This window comes from Pseudomonas gebzensis, assembly GCF_034427815.1.
Taxonomy (GTDB): Bacteria; Pseudomonadota; Gammaproteobacteria; order Pseudomonadales; family Pseudomonadaceae; genus Aquipseudomonas.
In genome coordinates this window covers 313053-330741 of record NZ_JAXQNS010000001.1, presented here as the reverse complement: position 1 = coordinate 330741, position 17689 = coordinate 313053, and the positions used below count along the sequence as shown (strand labels likewise).

Below are 17689 nucleotides of genomic sequence, written 5' to 3'. Positions count from 1 at the left end.
CCGCAAGGCCGGGTGTATGTGAAAAGGGGCGACTTTCGGGTCGCCCCTCTTTTTATTTCTTGCCGTTAAGCCAAGCTTATGTCCAGACAACTCGACCGTGGGCGAGAAACGCTCATGGACATTTTTCATCGGCATCGCCAGGCAGAAGAGCACGCCCTCGCCGCTTCAGCGCTTGAGCAGGCCTTACATGTTGCCGAGTACCGACCAGAGGCGCTTATCTGGAAGGGCATCGAGGCATTGCCGACGCATCCCAAGCTTGCGTTTATTTTTTTCAGTAACGCCATCAATGACCTGCCGAAACGGTCAGACCTGCAGGCGCTTCTAGGTCGCTGCCTGCTGGATCAGGCACAGCCGCAATTGGCTACCCGTTATCTGGCCGCCGCCTGGCAGAAGCAGCCCAACGATGCCGGCCTACGGCAGATACTGTGGCATTCACGCAGCCAGTCAGACACGCCTGAACACCTTGAGCGGCTCATCCTTGCTCAGTTGCCAGAGATCACCTCGCCTCAGGAGCTGAACCTCGCTCTCAAACTGCTGGCTGCGTGCGCTCAACATCCAGGTCCTGTTGGCGTTGTTCGCTACGAGCCGAGCGCCCAGGAAATCCAAGGCTGGGCAATCGATCTAAAAACACCAGGCGAAGCGTGCATCGTACAGTTCGAACTCAATGGACAAACCGTCGATGTACCCGCCAATCGCCCTGATGCCCTTCTGACGGCTGCAGGTCTCACCTCCAGCCATGGTGGCATTCGTGCCAGGCTGCCGAATGCCGCTGCTGTAGTAGGTGCTCGTTTCAAGACAGGCCTACCGCTTCAAGGTAGCCCGGTACAAGCTCTGCCGGTTTGGGTACCGCCTGTACCTGCCCGCTCAACCAAGCACACGGCTGTGGACGTTCTCATTCCGGTGTACAACGGTCTGGAAGAAACACTGGCGTGCATCAACAGCGCCATCGAGGCCCGCCGACTCAATCGCACGCCTCATCGCCTCGTGGTGATCGAAGACGCCACGCCCCTCCCCGCGCTGCGCAAGGCGCTGAAAGTGCTGGCAGGCAAGAACAAGATTACCCTGGTGCAGAACCCGACCAATCTGGGTTTCATCCGCAGCATGAACCGCGCCATGGCACTGAGCTTGGACAAGGATGTGATCTGGCTGAACGCCGACACCCGTGTACACGGTGACTGGGTCGACCGGCTGCGCCAAGTGGCCTACAGCGATCCGCACACCGCCTCAGTCACCCCTTTCACCAACAACGGCGAACTGATGAGCTTCCCGCAAAGCCGGATCAGCCAGCCGATGCCATCAGCCGATCAGCACGCCGAACTTGACATGCTGGCCAAGCTAAACCCTGAGCCGCCTGTCGAAATCGAAACCGGCTGTGGTTTCTGTCTGTACATCAAGCGCGAAGCCATCGACCAGGTAGGCTATCTGGACGAAATTGAACTGTCGCGTGGGTATGGGGAAGAGACCGACTGGTGCCTGCGCGCCCGCAGCGTTGGCTGGAAGCACCTGGGTGCCCCGAACGTGTTCGTCGCGCACCAGGGCGGCGTATCGTTCGGCGAAGAAAAGAGCCTGCGCGTTGCTTACAACAATGCCATTCTTCGCCTGCGCTACCCCGACGCAGAGACCCGCTACGAGACTTTCTGCCGGCGTGATCCCATCAAACCCGCTCGGCAAGCGCTGCAGCGTGCACGATTGACCCACTGGCTTGCCCAGCATCGGAACCTGTCGAGCCATCCTCGCTCAGCGTTGCACCTGCACGATGGCAGCTGCCCGCAGACGAGCTTCAGCTTGACATGGCACCACGATGGGCTGCGCAACTGGGTGACCCTTCATGCGCAGCTGCTACCGCTGGAAATCAGCCTGGACTATACGCCGCGCGAATGGCCGCAGCTGGTTCAGGATCTACGTGGTTTGCCGCTGAGCGACCTGGTGTTCGAGCGGCTCGTTAACGCGCCGTCGTCAGTTTGGGATCTGCCCGCCCTGGTACATTTGCCCTACCGCATCCGTTGCCACGACGACGCCTTGCTCGACGCAAGCGAGAGCGAGCGTTGCCTTAGATTCGCCACCTCGGCGCAGCGCATCGAACTGCCTTCAAACGCGTTCCTGGCTCCTCATGCAACGGCGCTGCCCGGCACCAACCTGGTCCTGGATGCGATGTCGGGACCAGCGTCGCTCGATGAAAACGTCCAGACCGACACATGGTTGATCGGCGACGACTTGAGTGACCAGCAGCTAGCCATGCAGTGGCTGGCACTTGCCCAACGGGTCACCCGGGATCGGCTGCCTGTTCTGTTCCTGATCGAAGCGACACAGCCCTGGAGCAAGCGCCTGTTAGCGACGGGCGCGGTCCATCACGTGCCGGACCTGGCGGTACTGTCGATGGCCGAAAATATCGCGATGTCGGGCTGCGGCGCCGTCATGAGCCTGCAGAAATGCCCCGTCTCAGCGTGGCGTGCAACAGCGCTCGCCCATGAGCTGGGCCTTCCCTTGCACGCACCGTTCACACCACAGGGCGATGCAGCAGGCGTGTTTCCTTTTCATTCTCTTTCTTTTACCGAGCCGGCCTGATGCCACAACACGTCTTGGATGAATCCCCAGCGGACACCGCTTCGCTTCCCGCAACCCGCTTCACGGGTCAGATAACCGGACTTTACGGTGACGTCCTGCACGGGTGGGCCCTGGATATCCTGGACCCTGGACAGCGCTTGATCGTTGAGATCTACATCGACGGCGCAAGCGTGGCCCTCGCGCGCGCTGACCTGTTCGAGGCCAAAGCGAGGGATGGCGACCAGTTCAACGGGTTCGCTGTGCAACTGCGCCAAAGCTGGCTAAACCAGGCCCGTCACATCAGCGTCAAAATCGCGAACGAGCCCGTTTCCCTTGCAGGCGACATCACTCTACCCGCCCCGTTCGGCAAAGAGCCTGAGCTGATCGCTTCGCAGGTCTGGCACACCGGCGGCCTGCGCATCAGCGGCTGGGCATGGGACCCGCAGGCACCGCAGCGACGTGTGACGATCCGCATTCGTGAGGGAAACCGCCAGGTGATGCAGGCCATGTGCGATCAGCACAGCCAGGCCCTGGCCTACCGCGACAGCAGCGATCACGGATTCGTGGTGGACCTGCCTTGGTCCTTCGCTGACGGCAAACCTCATACTTTGAGCATTGAGAGCGAGTCGGGCGAGCCCTTGGCCGGCAGCCCCATCACCCTGTGCTGCGCCCCGGAAGGGATCGAAGGCTTGGTGAGGCAACTGTCTGCGCATCACGACAAGGCGGTACTCGATGTGATCGAGGCGGTGGCGAAAGAGCAAACCCTGCGATTGCCCACGAGTGCGGGTTGGCATCTGTATCCGACCTGGGCTGATGCCTTTCAGCGTCCAAGCGTCGCGCCGGTGTTGGCGGCGAATGAGGTCGGTGTCCTGCTGGTTGGGGATGGTAATGCCGCGCTCGAAGCGCAAAGCCTTGGCAGCCTAGAGGCACCTGGCAACATTCCCCTTCACCTCGTCAGAGCTCAGCCAGGCGATCTCGCCCCTGCGCTGCAGACACTTCTAAGCGAAGGCTGCACCTACATCGTGCCACTGTGGGCAGGCGATCGCTTGAGAGCGGACGCCTTGAGCCAACTCAGCTTGTTGCTGGCTGAGGGATGCGCATGGGGTTACGCCGATTGCGACCAAGATCAGGCTGATGGAGAGCGAGGTCAACCCTGGTTCAAGCCTGCCTGGGACCTGGATGCCTTCATCGGCGCAGACACGTTCACGCGTGGCTCGGTCTTCCACAAGGACACGGTCGGTCACGCCATGGCCCGGCTGCAAGGCACCGGACACCCCACGTTCGATTGGCACCTGCTCATGTCCGCCGTGATACTGGCTACCGAGGACACTCAGGCCCCTGTAGCGCACCTTCCCCAGGTGCTCTACCACCGCCATGCACACAGCGTGGCAAGCCCCGAGCATGAGCCACCCTGCCCGCGCCGACTGGAAGCGATCCGTTGGTTGTGCGAAACGCTCGCGCCAGGCGCACAGGTAACGCCGCTGCCCACTTACCCGAGCCTGTTACGCGTCACTTGGCCTTTGCCGAGCGTTCTGCCAAAGATCAGCCTGGTTATCCCAACCAAGGACCAGCTCGCTCTGCTGCGCACGTGCATCGAGGGGTTGCTGACTCAAACGGATTACCCTGATCTCGAAATCATCGTCATGGACAACCTGTCGGTGGTGCCGGAAACCCTCGATTACCTTGCTGAGCTTCCACGCCGGGGCGTGAAGGTGATCGCGCACCCCTACCCGTTCAACTACTCCGAAATCAACAACGCAGCCGTGCGGCACGCGACCGGGCAGATCATTGGGCTGGTCAACAACGACATCGAGATCCTCCATGACGGTTGGCTGAAAGAAATGGTCAGCCAGTTGTTGCGGCCCGGGGTGGGTGCCGTGGGAGCCAAGCTGCTGTGGCCCAACCGCATGGTGCAGCATGGTGGTGTCGTCGTCGGCGTCAACGGCCTGGCCGCGCATGCCGGCAATCAGCTGGCCGAACACGACGCGGGCTACCTGGCAACCAACCAATTGACCCGGCAGCAGACAGCCGTGACTGCCGCCTGCCTGTTGGTCCATGCCTCGGTGTTCCAGACCTTGGGCGGCCTGGACGAAGTGCGCTACCCAGTGGCGTTCAACGATGTCGACTTCTGCATGCGCGTGCGTGCGCTCGGCTTGAAGATCGTGTGGTGTGCCAACGCGCAGCTCATCCATGCCGAGTCGGCCAGTCGGGGCAAAGACATCGCACCGGAAAAGCGTGCCAGGGCTCAGCGCGAGCAGAAGCACTTCACGGAGCGGTGGTTCTCCAAGGGCGAGCAAGATCCCTGCTATCACCCTGCCCTCAGCCACGACTACCTTAGCGGCCCCTATGGCGGGCTGGCCTTGCCGCCACGCAATGCTGAGATCCGCCTAAGTGGCGGTACGCTTTACAACGTAGCGGATCTGCCCGCGTGTGAAAGCACACTCGACTGGCGCGCGACCCTGATGAGCAAAGCCGTTGCCGTGTCACGTACTGGGGAGGCCCTCGATGTCGATTGAACTCCCACCGCCGCCACCTGAAGCAGGCTCGGACCTGGTGATTGCGACCTTGTGGCGGTCCGGCACGTTCGACGCAGCCTACTACCTCAGCCAGTACCCCGATGTTGCGGCAGGGGGGACCGATCCGTTGGTGCATTTTGCAAGGCATGGCGCCCGCGAAAATCGCAATCCGAATGCGTATTTCGATACCCACTACTACCTGACGACCAACCCAGACGTAGCGCAGTGCGACATGAACCCGCTGTACCACTTCTGCACCGTCGGCTGGAAGGAGCTGCGCAAGCCTTGCAAAGCCTTCGATGTCTGGTGGTACTGGTCGACCTATCTCGATCCGGCCAGCGACGCGGTCAACCCCCTGGCGCATTTTCTCCACCTTGGGCACGCGGCCGGCGCCCTGCCCCGTCCGCAAGGCCCCTTCGCGCTGAGCCCCCAAGCGGCCTGCTTGCCGACACGACCGATCAAGCGAATCTGCCTCTTCGCTGGCTATGACCCGGATGGTCGGGTCGACGATTACGTCATCGCATACCTGCGGGCGCTCAGCGCCCACGCCGACATCTATTACCTGGCCGATTGCGAGATGCAGGCAGGCGAGCTGGAGAAGCTGCGTAGCGTGGTGAGGCATGCCTGGGCAGGTCGACATCAGCGCTATGACTTCGGCTCCTATTCCCTGCTGGCCAACTCGCTGGTGGGTTGGGACACCATTGACCAGTACGACGAATTGCTCCTCGCCAATGACAGCTGTTATCTGGTCACGGATTTCGATGCCGTCTTCGAACGCATGGAGACACGCCGATGTGATTGGTGGGGGCTCCAGGCGACCAAGGGCATTGCCAAGACCAAAGCTGAACCGAGCAATCAGTTCAAGCACCCTATCCCGATGGACACGGTGCGAGCCTCTCTGCTCGATCGGTTTGAAGAAGACGATACATATGACTTCCTGATCGGCTCATACTTCGTAGCCTATCGCCGCTCTGTTATCGCCGACCCAGGGTTCCGCAAGCAGCTGAGTGCCGTGACGCAGCAGCCAAACAAGCAGAATGTGATCCTCAAATACGAGATCGGCCTGACCCGTTATCTGATCACGCAAGGTTTCGTCTTCGATACGTTCATACCAAGCCTCTACCCGTTCCACCCCATCTACAGCAATCAGCATTTCAAACTGCTGGAAGCAGGCTTCCCCGTCTTCAAGCGCTACTTGCTGACAGCAAACCACTATCAGATACCCAAGCTGTACCGCTGGAAAGAAAAAATCCTGGCGTGTGCGCCCTTGGCCGATGTGGAGACGATGGAGCGCAACCTCGTGCGGATCACCGATCCGGATGTGCTCGAGCACAACCTCTACATCGGCACATCAAGGCTGGTCGATGACGAGCAGGTCCCCAAGACTTTGCTGACCGATGCCGAATTTATCGAAGCCGATCACCGCGTGCCCAAGTACGATCACTGGTGGGCCTTTCCGGTATGCGCCTTTTCAGGCGTGTTTTCCGGCAACGAACGGGCCGTGTTCGAAGAGGTGAAAAACGACGAAGGCATTCGCAAGATCATCCTGACACGTGGGAAACCAGTGACACTGGAGGGCCGGAACGTCATTGTCGTTCCGCTGGAGAGCCCTGAAGGCCAATATCATCTCTTGCGCGCTAAAATCCTCTTCATTAAGCATACCCCAACGCGCAACTTGGTCTATCCGCTGTCGAGCGAGCTGCATGACATGATCAACCTGTGGCACGGCATACCGCTCAAGCGTATTGGCTATGCCTCACTGGATCAGCAGACCAAGCGCGAGGCCATCGCCCAAGAACATGCGCGCTGCAGGGCCGTGATCAGCTCTTCAAGCATCGATACGCTAGCCATGGCCGCTGCGTTCTATCCGCTGACTTACAACGACGTGTGGCTCACCGGGCTGCCGCGCAACGACTTCATTCTGCGGGCGTTCGAACGGCTCCCCAAAGACTTACAAGCTGAAAGTCAAAAACTCGAGAACGCGCTGGCAGGTCGAAGGCTGGTGCTGTTCATGCCGACGTTTCGTAATGGACATGGCAATGCCTGTTACCAGTTCACGAACGAGGAGCTGGCTCAGTTGGCGCATTGGTTGGCACAGCACAACCTCGTGCTTGGGGTCCGTGAGCATATGGCTGACCGGACGGGGTCCTACGCCGAGCAGTTACAGCAGCTAGGCGCGCTAGACCTGCGCGATGAACATTATCCCAATGTCGAGGTCCTATACCGGTCCGCGTTTTTGCTGGTCACGGATTATTCGAGCTGCTTTATCGATTTCATGCTGACGGGTAAGCCCATGGTGAGTTTTGCTTATGACTATGAATACTATGCAGGCGTTGAGCGTGGTTTGTTCTATGAGCTTGATCATGTGTTCCCTGGCGCCGTTTGCTTTAGCTTTAAAGATCTTTACGAGGCGTTGAAGACCGCGGCAAGTAATTTCAAGACAGAGAGAACTGCCAGTTACGAATGGAAGAAGAAGATATTCTTTGACCACAGTGATGACCGTAACTCAGCAAGACTAATTGAACGAGTTAAAAATTTAATAGATTAAGGAAGAAAAATTGAAAACGGTTATCACGTACGGGACATTTGATATCTTGCATCGTGGACATATTAATTTGCTCAGAAGAGCTAGAGCTTTAGGCGATAGGTTAATCGTAGGTCTGTCATCGGATGAGTTCAACGCCGGAAAGCACAAGTCATCCCTACTTAACTATGAAAACCGTAAAGTAGTACTCGAATCCATTCGATATGTTGACTACGTTTTTCCCGAAGAGAATTGGGAACAAAAGCTTACAGACATCAAAGACTATGAAGCCAGTATATTTGTAATGGGTGACGACTGGGAGGGGAAATTTGACTTCCTAAAAGATCTCTGTGAAGTCGTGTATCTTCCAAGAACCGCAGCCATTTCAACGACAGAGATTAAAAATTCACTAAATCCAGAATTCGACGCCATCAAAAATTGAGAAACTCGAACAACATTCAGGTAACACAAGTGAGCGCAGAAATCGTTAAAGAAGAGTCAACGGCATCCGCATTGCAAAGCCTGCTGGTCAGGAGCGGCTATTTTTGTCCGGAGTTCTATACCAGAAACTACGTTGATGTCGTCACAGCCAAACTCGACCCGCTACAACACTATTTGATTTATGGCTGGCTGGAAAATCGCCAGCCCAGTGAAAAGTTTGATCCAAGTTTTTATATTAATCTATACAAAGACACCCCTAAAGACTTAAATCCGCTTATAGTTTTCTTTAAGGAAGGGATACTTGACGGCCGCGTCGGAAACATAGCAGACTTAAATTCTGCAGATTTTTCAAAACCTAGATCTGCAATCACTAATTATTACCATGCTGTACATTTCTACGAGATTCGTCAATGGCATAATGCTGAACAGTGGATTACAAATGCAATCGCAAAAGACCAAGAAAATCTTGCATACTTGTCTTTCCATGCAGATGTACTGAGAAAGCAAGCAAAGTGGTGGCAAAGAATTGATACTCTTCAACAACTAACAATTCTTGATCCTGAGAACCCCAGCCATTATGTAGAATTAGCTGAAACTCAGGAAATGATGAAGTCACATATAGATGCCGCCAAAGCTTATAAAAAAGCGTTGACATATCTACCGAACGAAGCAAGCTTACATTATCGCCTTGGGTATGTTTTAGAAAATAGAGGTCATGACGACCGCATCCATCTGGCTGGATCAGCAAAACATTATGAGCTGGCCATAAGCTTGGATAAGAAGCTTGATAGTGCAACCTATGGAATTGGCGCATTCCATCAGAGTTGTGGTAGATGGACCGCAGCAATTAGTGCTTTCAAGAAAACGCTTAAAAAAAATTATGATAATGCAAATCTCCATTATCGATTGGGTATGGCGTATGACCGCACTTATCAGTGGGAACTAGCAGAAAAAAGTTACAGAAATGCAATAGCTTTGGATTCAAACGATACTTACTGGCATTACAGGCTAGGTTTTGTCTGTGAAAGGCAAGGAAAATATCCCAGTGCGGCAGAAGCATATGCTTACGCTGCGAGTGCTAGACGAGACCATTCTGTATATTGGCACTACCGTTGTGCGTATACGCTAGAGAAAAGTGGTCGGATCGAAGATGCTTGTAAACAATATGTAAAAACTTTGCAGAAAGATGCGAATGCTATTTTGGGCAGAAAAATTCTAGAACAAGCCCTTGTTACAAATTCAAGCGCCACATCAAAAGGAAGCATCACTCAAGGTTACAAAGCCAGCTTTGAGAAAACCAAACTTAAGTCCTCAGCTAAAATTAGTCTAGAGCTTGACACGTCTCAAGCTGATATTTGGTGGAAGGTCGCGCTCACGTATGTTTCGGAGCAAAACTACATTGAAGCTATACCCCATGTTCGCCAGGCTATTGCAAGAAATGATGCACACGTGCCGGCCTGGCACTACATGCTCGGTTGTTTACTTACCAAGGAAGGGCGACTTAACGAAGCTTGCTCAGCGTTCAGAAACATACGAATTATTCAAGCACCCTATGGAGCGCCTGAAAATCCACTACAGGATGATAAGAGCTTCAATAAGCCCGCTATTTATACTGAATATTTTGAAAGAGAAGCTTTAGACCCTAGAATGGTTCTACTAGAAAGCTTCCATGGCGCGTCCATTTCTTGCAACCCTTATGCCATCTTTATGAAGATGCTGGAATCCGAATACTTTTCGGACTTCACTTACATCTGGGTAATCAATGACAAAGACAAAATTCCAAAATATCTTAAAAAACTAAAAAACGTTATTTTTATTAGCAGAGAAAGCGAAAACTACCTCTATTATATAGCAAAATCAAAGTACCTAATTAACAACAATACCTTTCCTCCTTATTTTATAAAAAAACTTGGACAAAAGTACTTAAATACATGGCACGGCACGCCTCTTAAAACCTTAGGCAAAGATATCCAAACTTCGCTCTTCGAGCACAAAAATGCCGCAAGGAATTTTCTGCAAGCTACAGATATAATTGTGCCTAATGATCACTCGGAAAAGGTTCTTATTGACCAACATGATATAAGACCAGGCCTAAACGCAAACATCTTGAAAATGGGCTACCCCAGGGTTGACTTAACAGTAAATCCATCGCCCGCGTTATTGCAAAAGCTTAGAGAAGAACTCGGGATAGCGAAGGACTTCAAGGTCATTTTCTACGCGCCTACTTATCGGGGCAGTAGTGTTGCTAACTCTAATATAGAACTCGATGAAATAGAAACAGCAATCGAGCTCATTGAAAATACTGTTGATGCGAATTGTGTAGTGTTCTTTAAAGGACATCACATGTTTGAACGGTGCATTCAGGAAAAAAATCCGAGAATTAACTTCCTCCCCAGCCATATTGATACAAACCAATTCCTTGCTTTGACTGATGTTCTAATAACCGACTATTCCAGCGTTGCGATCGATTTCATACCCACAGGCCGACCAATCATATTCTATGCTTACGACTATGAGCAATATCGTAAGGATCGAGGACTTTATTTCAGTCTGGAAAGCTTCTATGGGGAGTTTTGTACAACGCGCGAGGGATTGATACAAGCCTTGCATATTTCGGTAGACAGCACCCAGGCGAAAAACCGGAGCCATGCAACTGCTGAATTATGTCCGTACGACAAAGGAAATTCTGCTCAAGAGATAATTGATTATTTCTTCTTTGAAAAAAACTCCAGCCGTATATGTGTTGCACAAAACAGCACAATTAATATTGTTGCATTTGCCGGCGCACTGATTCCCAACGGGATTACCACCTCGATAACTAACCTGTCAAACGCGCTCGACTTTAAAAAATACTCATTAACACTTGCAGTAGATCCAAGCTCTGTCGCTAACCACCCTGAACGTGTGCAGCAGATGCGAAACCTACACTCCAATGTAAATATTATTGCGAGAGTCGGTAGGCAGAATATGACCATTGAAGAGAAATGGCTAAACGATTACTTCATGCGTGAGCACTGCCTGCCCACCCTAGAAATGCGTGAGATACTGCAAAGATGCTATTTGCGCGAAAACATCCGAATGTTTGGCAGAGCCAATTACGACTGTCTAGTAAACTTTGATGGTTACATTAGGTTCTGGGCATTACTCATGGCGCAAAAGCCTTACCCTAATAATCAGAAAAGCATTGCATACCTCCATAATGACATGGTGGGAGAGTGGACCAAACGATTCCCTAACCTTGAAAGCGTTTTCAATAATTACAATAATTATGATGTACTACTTTCAGTATCTAAAGCAACTAACACTCTGAATAAAATAAATTTACAGGAGCGCTTTTCAATTAGCCCTGAAAAGTTTGAATATTGTGACAACCTCATAGATGCAGATAAAGTTATCCGACTGGCCGAAGAGGAAATCATGATCCCCGAAGAAATCAAGATATTTTCGGGCAGCGGTGATATTTTTATAAATGTTGCTCGGCTTTCTGTCGAGAAAGGGCATGAGGATTTGATTCTGGGTTTTTATGAAGCTCAGAAGATGGCGCCTGATAGTAAACTCGTGATAGTAGGCGACGGGCCACTGAAGCATAAACTACAGGCTTTGATATCGTCTAAGGGATTGGGCGAAAAGGTATTTCTTTTAGGCCGTAAAGATAATCCGTTCAAATACTTGAAAAAAGCTACATGTTTTGTATTTTCTTCTAAGCATGAGGGCCAAGGACTAGCGATACTCGAAGCAATGATTTTAGGGTTACCTGTGATCTGTACTAATTTCCCTTGTGCCTATGATGTATTACAATCTGGGAAGCTAGGTCGTATCGTAGGAATGGCAGCAGATGAAATCGGGGCAGCAATTATGGACTATTCAAAAAATGGATTTGAATTCTCAAGATTCGACAATTCTATCTACCAGGCAGAAGCCATTAATAAATTCTATCAAGTGATAAATAATTAATAGATTGGATAAAAAATGAATTCTGCAAGGTTTGACTCTATTGTTAAAAAACTCTCCACCAGCTGGGAGTTTGATGCTTTGTTAAAATTCTTTAGAGAGGAAGCTAAAGTCTGTTCGAAGCATCTTGAGTTTTGTGTTTATCTCGCAGACATTGGTCGACTTCGTGAACTTCACGAATTTATTTCTAGTGTAGGCCTTTACGATATAAAGGCTATTGCAGAAGACGAAAGTAATGTCTATGAAAAACGCGGAAATGCGCAAGCGCTATTAAAAATATATGAGCAGGAAATGCTCATGCATTTTGAGCGTAAGGCAGACTCAGCCCCCGGGTTAGACGGGGAACTTCTTCGTCATATCTCGCTTTCAGACAAAACCATACTAGCCCATTTTATTTTAGAAAAAAGAGAAGCCATTTTTCTGGCAGAACAAAGCCCTAAAACATTAATGTATTTCACTTATGCATTAAATGAGCTAATTGATAGCAATGCTATAAACGCATGTATAAAACCGATCCTAGAGAACATTGATAACTTCAAGAAAATGAGCTCCTTGCGAAAGGCCTACATTACACAGCTCATCGCTAAAAAGACTCTTTCCAACTCTAATCTCATTACGTTTCCTAAAGTCGGCTATAACGAACTTCACAAGCTTCTTGGCATAGTTATAGCGCAAAAACAGAAGAAAGAAGATGGAGCCGCACGACTCTATTCACTGATTTCCGATATAATTCAACCAGAGCTAAAGCGCGTTGCTAGCATTAATCAATTAGGTTCCGACGTTAAGCCCCGTGTTGCTGTCTGTCTCTCAGGGATGTATCGTTGCGGCAACTTGGCTCTAGACAGCATATATAAGAATGTAATTCAACCTTTGAATGCTGACGTATTTTTCCATTCCTGGACAGAAATGCAAGTCTGGCCAGGTCTTGGAGGCGCTGGAGATGACTGGCTTTTGAGAATATTTAATAAAGATATGCTCTCGAAATGCCCTCCAGCTTTACGATCTAAGCGATATTTTAAATCTAAATTTCCGCGGACATATGAAATAATTGACACACCGAAACAAGCGCACTTTTCTATATCAAACCTGCCTCCCCATATCAAGTTTGACGAAGTTTTGCTTGAGGATTCTAACTGCCTGTTTAGAGAAAATCCGGATAGAGCTGATAAGTTTCTATCACTTGGAAGCCTTAACCAGGCAAAAATGCTGTATGGCATATATAAATCACATGAGTTAGCCGTTACTCATGAAAAGAAGAATAACTTCCGATATGACTACATCGTTCGATGCAGACCAGATATCGGAATACACAACTCACTCAGCTATGAAATTTTAGAGAATTTGATGCCGAATGAAGTCGGCATGGATTTTACAAAAGAATATGGCCCACAGGATCAATTTTGGTATGGGCCAAGAAAGTCAGCATTATCAATGGCCTCACTTTGGAATGCCTCACTTTCAGCAGAAAGTCTATCGCCATTTACTGAGTTTCCGCAAATGCGGGCTCATGGGTTAATCTTTGGTTGGATGGCGGAAAATCATCTTCAACCAATTCATACCCCACTTAAACGCGATATGAAAATGGCGACAGCGAAAGCGACTCCCCCAGACTTTTCAGCCGCGCTGGATTTGGACTTTTCAAACGAAGCTTCTGAATTCAGACAGAATACCGAAGTAGAAAAATTCTTTAATGCTTTAGCAGGTTTTAATAAAGTATGAAACGTTTGATCATGGACCTAGATGATACTATCTGTACAACTCAGAACGGTGACTACAAAAATAGCACGCCGAACATCCATATCATTAATAAGATGCGGCATTACAAAGAACTGGGCTTTACCATCGCGATAAGTACCAGCCGCAATATGCGAACCTATAAAGGCGATATAGGTAAAATAAACGCAAATACTCTCCCGATTATTATCGATTGGTTAGCTAAAAATTCAGTACCGTATGACGAAATTATCATGGCTAAGCCGTGGTGCGGAATGGACGGCTTTTACGTTGATGATAAAGCCGTGCGTCCTTCGGAATTTCGCGATAATTCCTATGAGCAAATTCTGGATCTCCTGTCAAAGGAGAAATCTGAATGATATTGATCACTTCAGCAGCCTATGTGGGTCCTGAGTTCCAAGCAGAGTTTGGAAAGTTACCACCGGCTTTTTTACCTGTGGGTAACAAACGCCTTTTTAAATTTCAGGTCGCGGCACTGAACGCTGCGTTTTCCAATGAGGAAATCTGGCTAAGTACTCCTGAAAGCTATCAACTCTCGGGACAGGACAATCATACACTTAAAGAACTAAATGTAAAAACTATAAATGTCCCAGACAACTTAACCCTAGCAGACTCTATATTATTCTGCCTGAATGTAATTGAAACTTCAGACAAACAGATTAGGATTTTGCATGGAGATACATATCTTCCTCAAGTCCCGAATGGGAACAATGTTCTAGCGCTAGCATCTACCCAAGATTATTATAACTGGGAAGTTGAATCATCTGATTTGAATAGCGAGTCTGTATGGTGCGGATATTTTTCTTTCTCTAACATCAGAGAACTTATAAAAAACCTCACTATATGCCGTGGCGATTTTGTTAAGGCCGTACGCATGTACGATCACGTTATCGAGCTGGAAAAGTCTCAGCTAGACCAATGGTTCGATCTCGGCCATATTAATACTTTCTACAAGACTCGAGCCAAAATCACTACCCAACGTTCATTCAACGAACTCACAATTACTGACACGCATGTTTACAAGAGCGGTACGCCTGGATATAAAATTTCGGCAGAAGGTAATTGGTTTGCTAACTTGCCCATTTCCTTAAAGGGCTTTGTTCCGCAGCTCATGGGGCAGGGGGTGCATGAAGAGCGTCCCTATTACGTATTAGAATTTCTGTACCTAGCACCTCTCAATGAACTATTGGTAAACGGTAACAATCCAGTTTTCTTTTGGAGAAAAATCTTCAAACATCTCAGCGCCTGGCTTCAAGCCTGCACTGAGAACTTTGATTCTCAATATCATTCAAAGATAGAAACCGCCAGGAAAAGTTTGTTCGCAGATAAAACCATATCGCGACTAACCGATTTCTGTAGAAGCATGGGTTTCGATACAACGTCCACAGTAACTGTGAATGGATGCAAGTCACCTTCCATTGGTCAAGTCATGGATGAATGCATTAATCTTGCCTTGTCTAAAAAATCGGTGCCTGGAGTGTTACACGGAGATTTATGCTTCAGCAATATACTGTACGACTCAAGGGCTGACGCGATAAAACTGATTGATCCTAGAGCGATTGATGTTGAAAACAATTTCACCATGTATGGCGATATTGCATACGATGTGGCTAAGCTTAACCACTCTCTAATAGGTCTTTACGACCACATCATTGCTGGGGCATATCATCTTCAACATGATGAAAAGCTGAATTTTAATTTAGAGATTTTCACAGACCAACGCATTACTAATATTCAAAAAGCTTATCTTCAAGAACCACTAGTCGCTGGATCTTCTGCTCTTGAATATATGCCGCTGACGATTTTACTATTCTTGTCAATGCTACCTCTACACTCAGACAATAAGCCTAGACAATTAGCACTCTTCGCAAACGCATTCCGTCTGTACAATGAGTTTATCAATTCGGATATAAAGCCATGATCATAATCCCAATGGTCGGTAAGAGCAGTCGCTTCTTCAAAGAAGGGTACTCTGAGCCTAAATATAAGTTAAAAGTTGGAGAGCTCACAGTTTTTGAAAAAGCCGTCATGTCTTTTGAAAAATACTTTGAAACTGATAAGTTTTTATTTTTGGTAAGAACAGATTATTCCGCATCAATATTTGTCAAAGATGCACTAGTTAAATTAGGCGTAAAAAACTTTTTGATCGTCGAATTTACTGATGAGACTGAAGGTCAAGCCGACACTGTTTATCAAGGCCTTCTTAAGGCAGCTGACTTTTACAATAATCAAGAGCCAATTTACATATTTAATATTGATACGTTTAGACCAAACTTCAAGAAGTCAGAAAAAAGTATAAATGATGGCTACCTAGAAGTTTTCCTTGGTGAAGGTACGCACTGGTCCTTTGCTCTTCCTGGAGAAAACCACAGTGTTTTGAAAACCACTGAGAAAGATAGAATTTCCAATCTTTGCAGTAATGGACTTTACTATTTCAAAACACCAACCCTCTTCAAGACCGCATTTGAGCACTCATTTAATAATGACTTACGAGAAAAGGGCGAGTTTTATATAGCGCCGCTTTACAACTACCTTATACAAAACGGCAACTCCGTAAGCTACGAAATCATTCCTAGTGAAGATATTATATTCTGCGGGACGCCTGACGAGTATAAATCTATTATAAGCTCGCACTCAAATTAGTTAAATCTTCTTCTTGCATCCTAGCAAAATCTTCTAGGATGCAAAACCACAACGTACTAAAAAATTCATTTCATTAGAAGTTTCATTCTAAAGCGAGGAATTATCGAGACGTGCCAACGATAATTTCAAGATAGCTCAACCTTCCCTTCAGCAACAAGCCGGCTTTATTTTTTCCAGAGAATCCTCGCACTAGCTTACTGACTAATTGTCCTATTTGATGCAATCATCGGCGAAAGCCCATGTGGTAAACTATAATTCAGGAGGATGCATGCAAAAAATTTCATATGCAATTCTGGTTGGATACCTTTTTACTTTGGCAACATTTGAATCTATAGCCAGTGAGAAGGATACGCCAAAAAGCACTCACCTCACGGAGATTGTTCGAGAGTTTAAAAAATCCGTATCTAATAGTATGGAGTCTGATTTTCGATTAATGAAATCATTGAATTTTGACTCTGAGAATTCTAAAGCTGTAAACAAACAAATCGGGACGCCGTCTACTTACCCTCAAGGATTTTACATTAACGAAGAAAAGGATTTGATTTTTATTCTTAGGTACTCAAACAAGCATCCTTCACGCGCTGTAATTGAAGAATATAAATGGAGCTCTTCCGAGCTAATTAATACCTATATAATTCCAGAGCCACAAAACTCAGTTTCGGAAGCGTTGATCGTTGATCACGTAGGCGACAAGAACATTGCTTATATCAGATCTGAAAATAAGCTAGCGCGATATGAACTTATCAAAAGTCCTAGCCAAATCGGCAGCGCGCTGAAGATCGGCTCTCTTTACGACAACGTCGCCCAAAGTTTTTCCAGGCTAGATAATCTTTGGTATGTAGAAAAATATAAGACGCATAAAGATTCACTTGGGCAAAGTCGCGGCGAGTACGCGATCCTTAACAGTGACTTTAAACACATAGGAGATATTACCTTCCCCGTTGAGTATTCAGGCTACAGGGAATCCCAGAAACTTAACATTCCTAAGCACCAAGGATTTGCAGCTATCAAAGATGGATTTGTGATGTCTATGGGCGGACATTGGTCAGACACCTCGAAAGCTACTCCTTATCATTATTACGGCATAAATTATTTCGATAAATCAGGTAATATAAAAAGCTCCAACTATGTCGCACCTGAAATCTTATTTGATAAGCTTAGAGAATGGGGAATCGACGCTGACGTAACAGAAAACGAAGGGATTCAAGGTCTTAACGATGGAAGCTTAGTAGTTTTACAAGTTGTTCAAACCAAAGGAAAGCCCGGGGGTAAAATCCTTTTCATTAGTTTCAAAATTTGAATCATATTGCATCCAAAGCGTGCCCTTGAAAGAGGA

Annotated in this window: 10 protein-coding genes; all 10 read left to right on the top strand. The window is 48.5% G+C overall.

Features of this window, described 5'->3' with window-relative positions; all coding sequences use genetic code 11:
• Window positions 1-114: 114 nt before the first annotated feature.
• The 10 genes from SJI00_RS01500 to SJI00_RS01455 all read left to right on the top strand — a co-directional run bounded on the left by SJI00_RS01500 (window position 115) and on the right by SJI00_RS01455 (window position 17653).
• Window positions 115-2565 carry a glycosyltransferase family 2 protein gene (locus SJI00_RS01500; RefSeq protein WP_322459996.1) on the top strand — a complete coding sequence of 817 codons (2451 nt, stop codon included), beginning with the start codon at window positions 115-117 and terminating at the stop codon, window positions 2563-2565.
• Window positions 2565-5060 carry a glycosyltransferase family 2 protein gene (locus SJI00_RS01495; RefSeq protein WP_322459995.1) on the top strand — a complete coding sequence of 832 codons (2496 nt, stop codon included), beginning with the start codon at window positions 2565-2567 and terminating at the stop codon, window positions 5058-5060. Before SJI00_RS01500 ends, SJI00_RS01495 begins: the two co-directional genes overlap by 1 nt.
• Complete coding sequence (locus SJI00_RS01490) at window positions 5050-7608, top strand: CDP-glycerol glycerophosphotransferase family protein (RefSeq protein ID WP_322459994.1); 2559 nt, start codon at window positions 5050-5052, stop codon at window positions 7606-7608. Before SJI00_RS01495 ends, SJI00_RS01490 begins: the two co-directional genes overlap by 11 nt.
• Window positions 7609-7618: 10 nt before the next feature.
• Complete coding sequence (tagD, locus tag SJI00_RS01485; protein ID WP_322459993.1) at window positions 7619-8026, top strand: glycerol-3-phosphate cytidylyltransferase; 408 nt, start codon at window positions 7619-7621, stop codon at window positions 8024-8026.
• 29 nt (window positions 8027-8055) lie between these two features.
• Window positions 8056-11979 (top strand): CDP-glycerol glycerophosphotransferase family protein, encoded by a 3924-nt coding sequence (locus tag SJI00_RS01480; RefSeq protein WP_322459992.1) that lies wholly within the window; start codon window positions 8056-8058, stop codon window positions 11977-11979.
• Between the two features lie 15 nt (window positions 11980-11994).
• Window positions 11995-13695 carry a hypothetical protein gene (locus SJI00_RS01475; protein WP_322459991.1) on the top strand — a complete coding sequence of 567 codons (1701 nt, stop codon included), beginning with the start codon at window positions 11995-11997 and terminating at the stop codon, window positions 13693-13695.
• Window positions 13692-14069 (top strand): HAD family hydrolase, encoded by a 378-nt coding sequence (locus tag SJI00_RS01470; protein WP_322459990.1) that lies wholly within the window; start codon window positions 13692-13694, stop codon window positions 14067-14069. The genes SJI00_RS01475 and SJI00_RS01470 overlap by 4 nt, the downstream gene beginning before the upstream one ends.
• Window positions 14066-15631, top strand: coding sequence for a hypothetical protein (locus tag SJI00_RS01465; RefSeq protein WP_322459989.1), 1566 nt, complete (start codon window positions 14066-14068; stop codon window positions 15629-15631). Before SJI00_RS01470 ends, SJI00_RS01465 begins: the two co-directional genes overlap by 4 nt.
• Window positions 15628-16353, top strand: a complete 726-nt coding sequence (locus tag SJI00_RS01460) for a glycosyltransferase family 2 protein (RefSeq protein ID WP_322459988.1) — start codon at window positions 15628-15630, stop codon at window positions 16351-16353. The genes SJI00_RS01465 and SJI00_RS01460 overlap by 4 nt, the downstream gene beginning before the upstream one ends.
• A gap of 268 nt (window positions 16354-16621) precedes the next feature.
• The gene (locus SJI00_RS01455; protein ID WP_322459987.1) at window positions 16622-17653 is read left to right on the top strand and encodes a hypothetical protein; all 1032 of its coding nucleotides are present in this window, start codon (window positions 16622-16624) and stop codon (window positions 17651-17653) included.
• The last annotated feature ends 36 nt before the right edge of the window (window positions 17654-17689 follow it).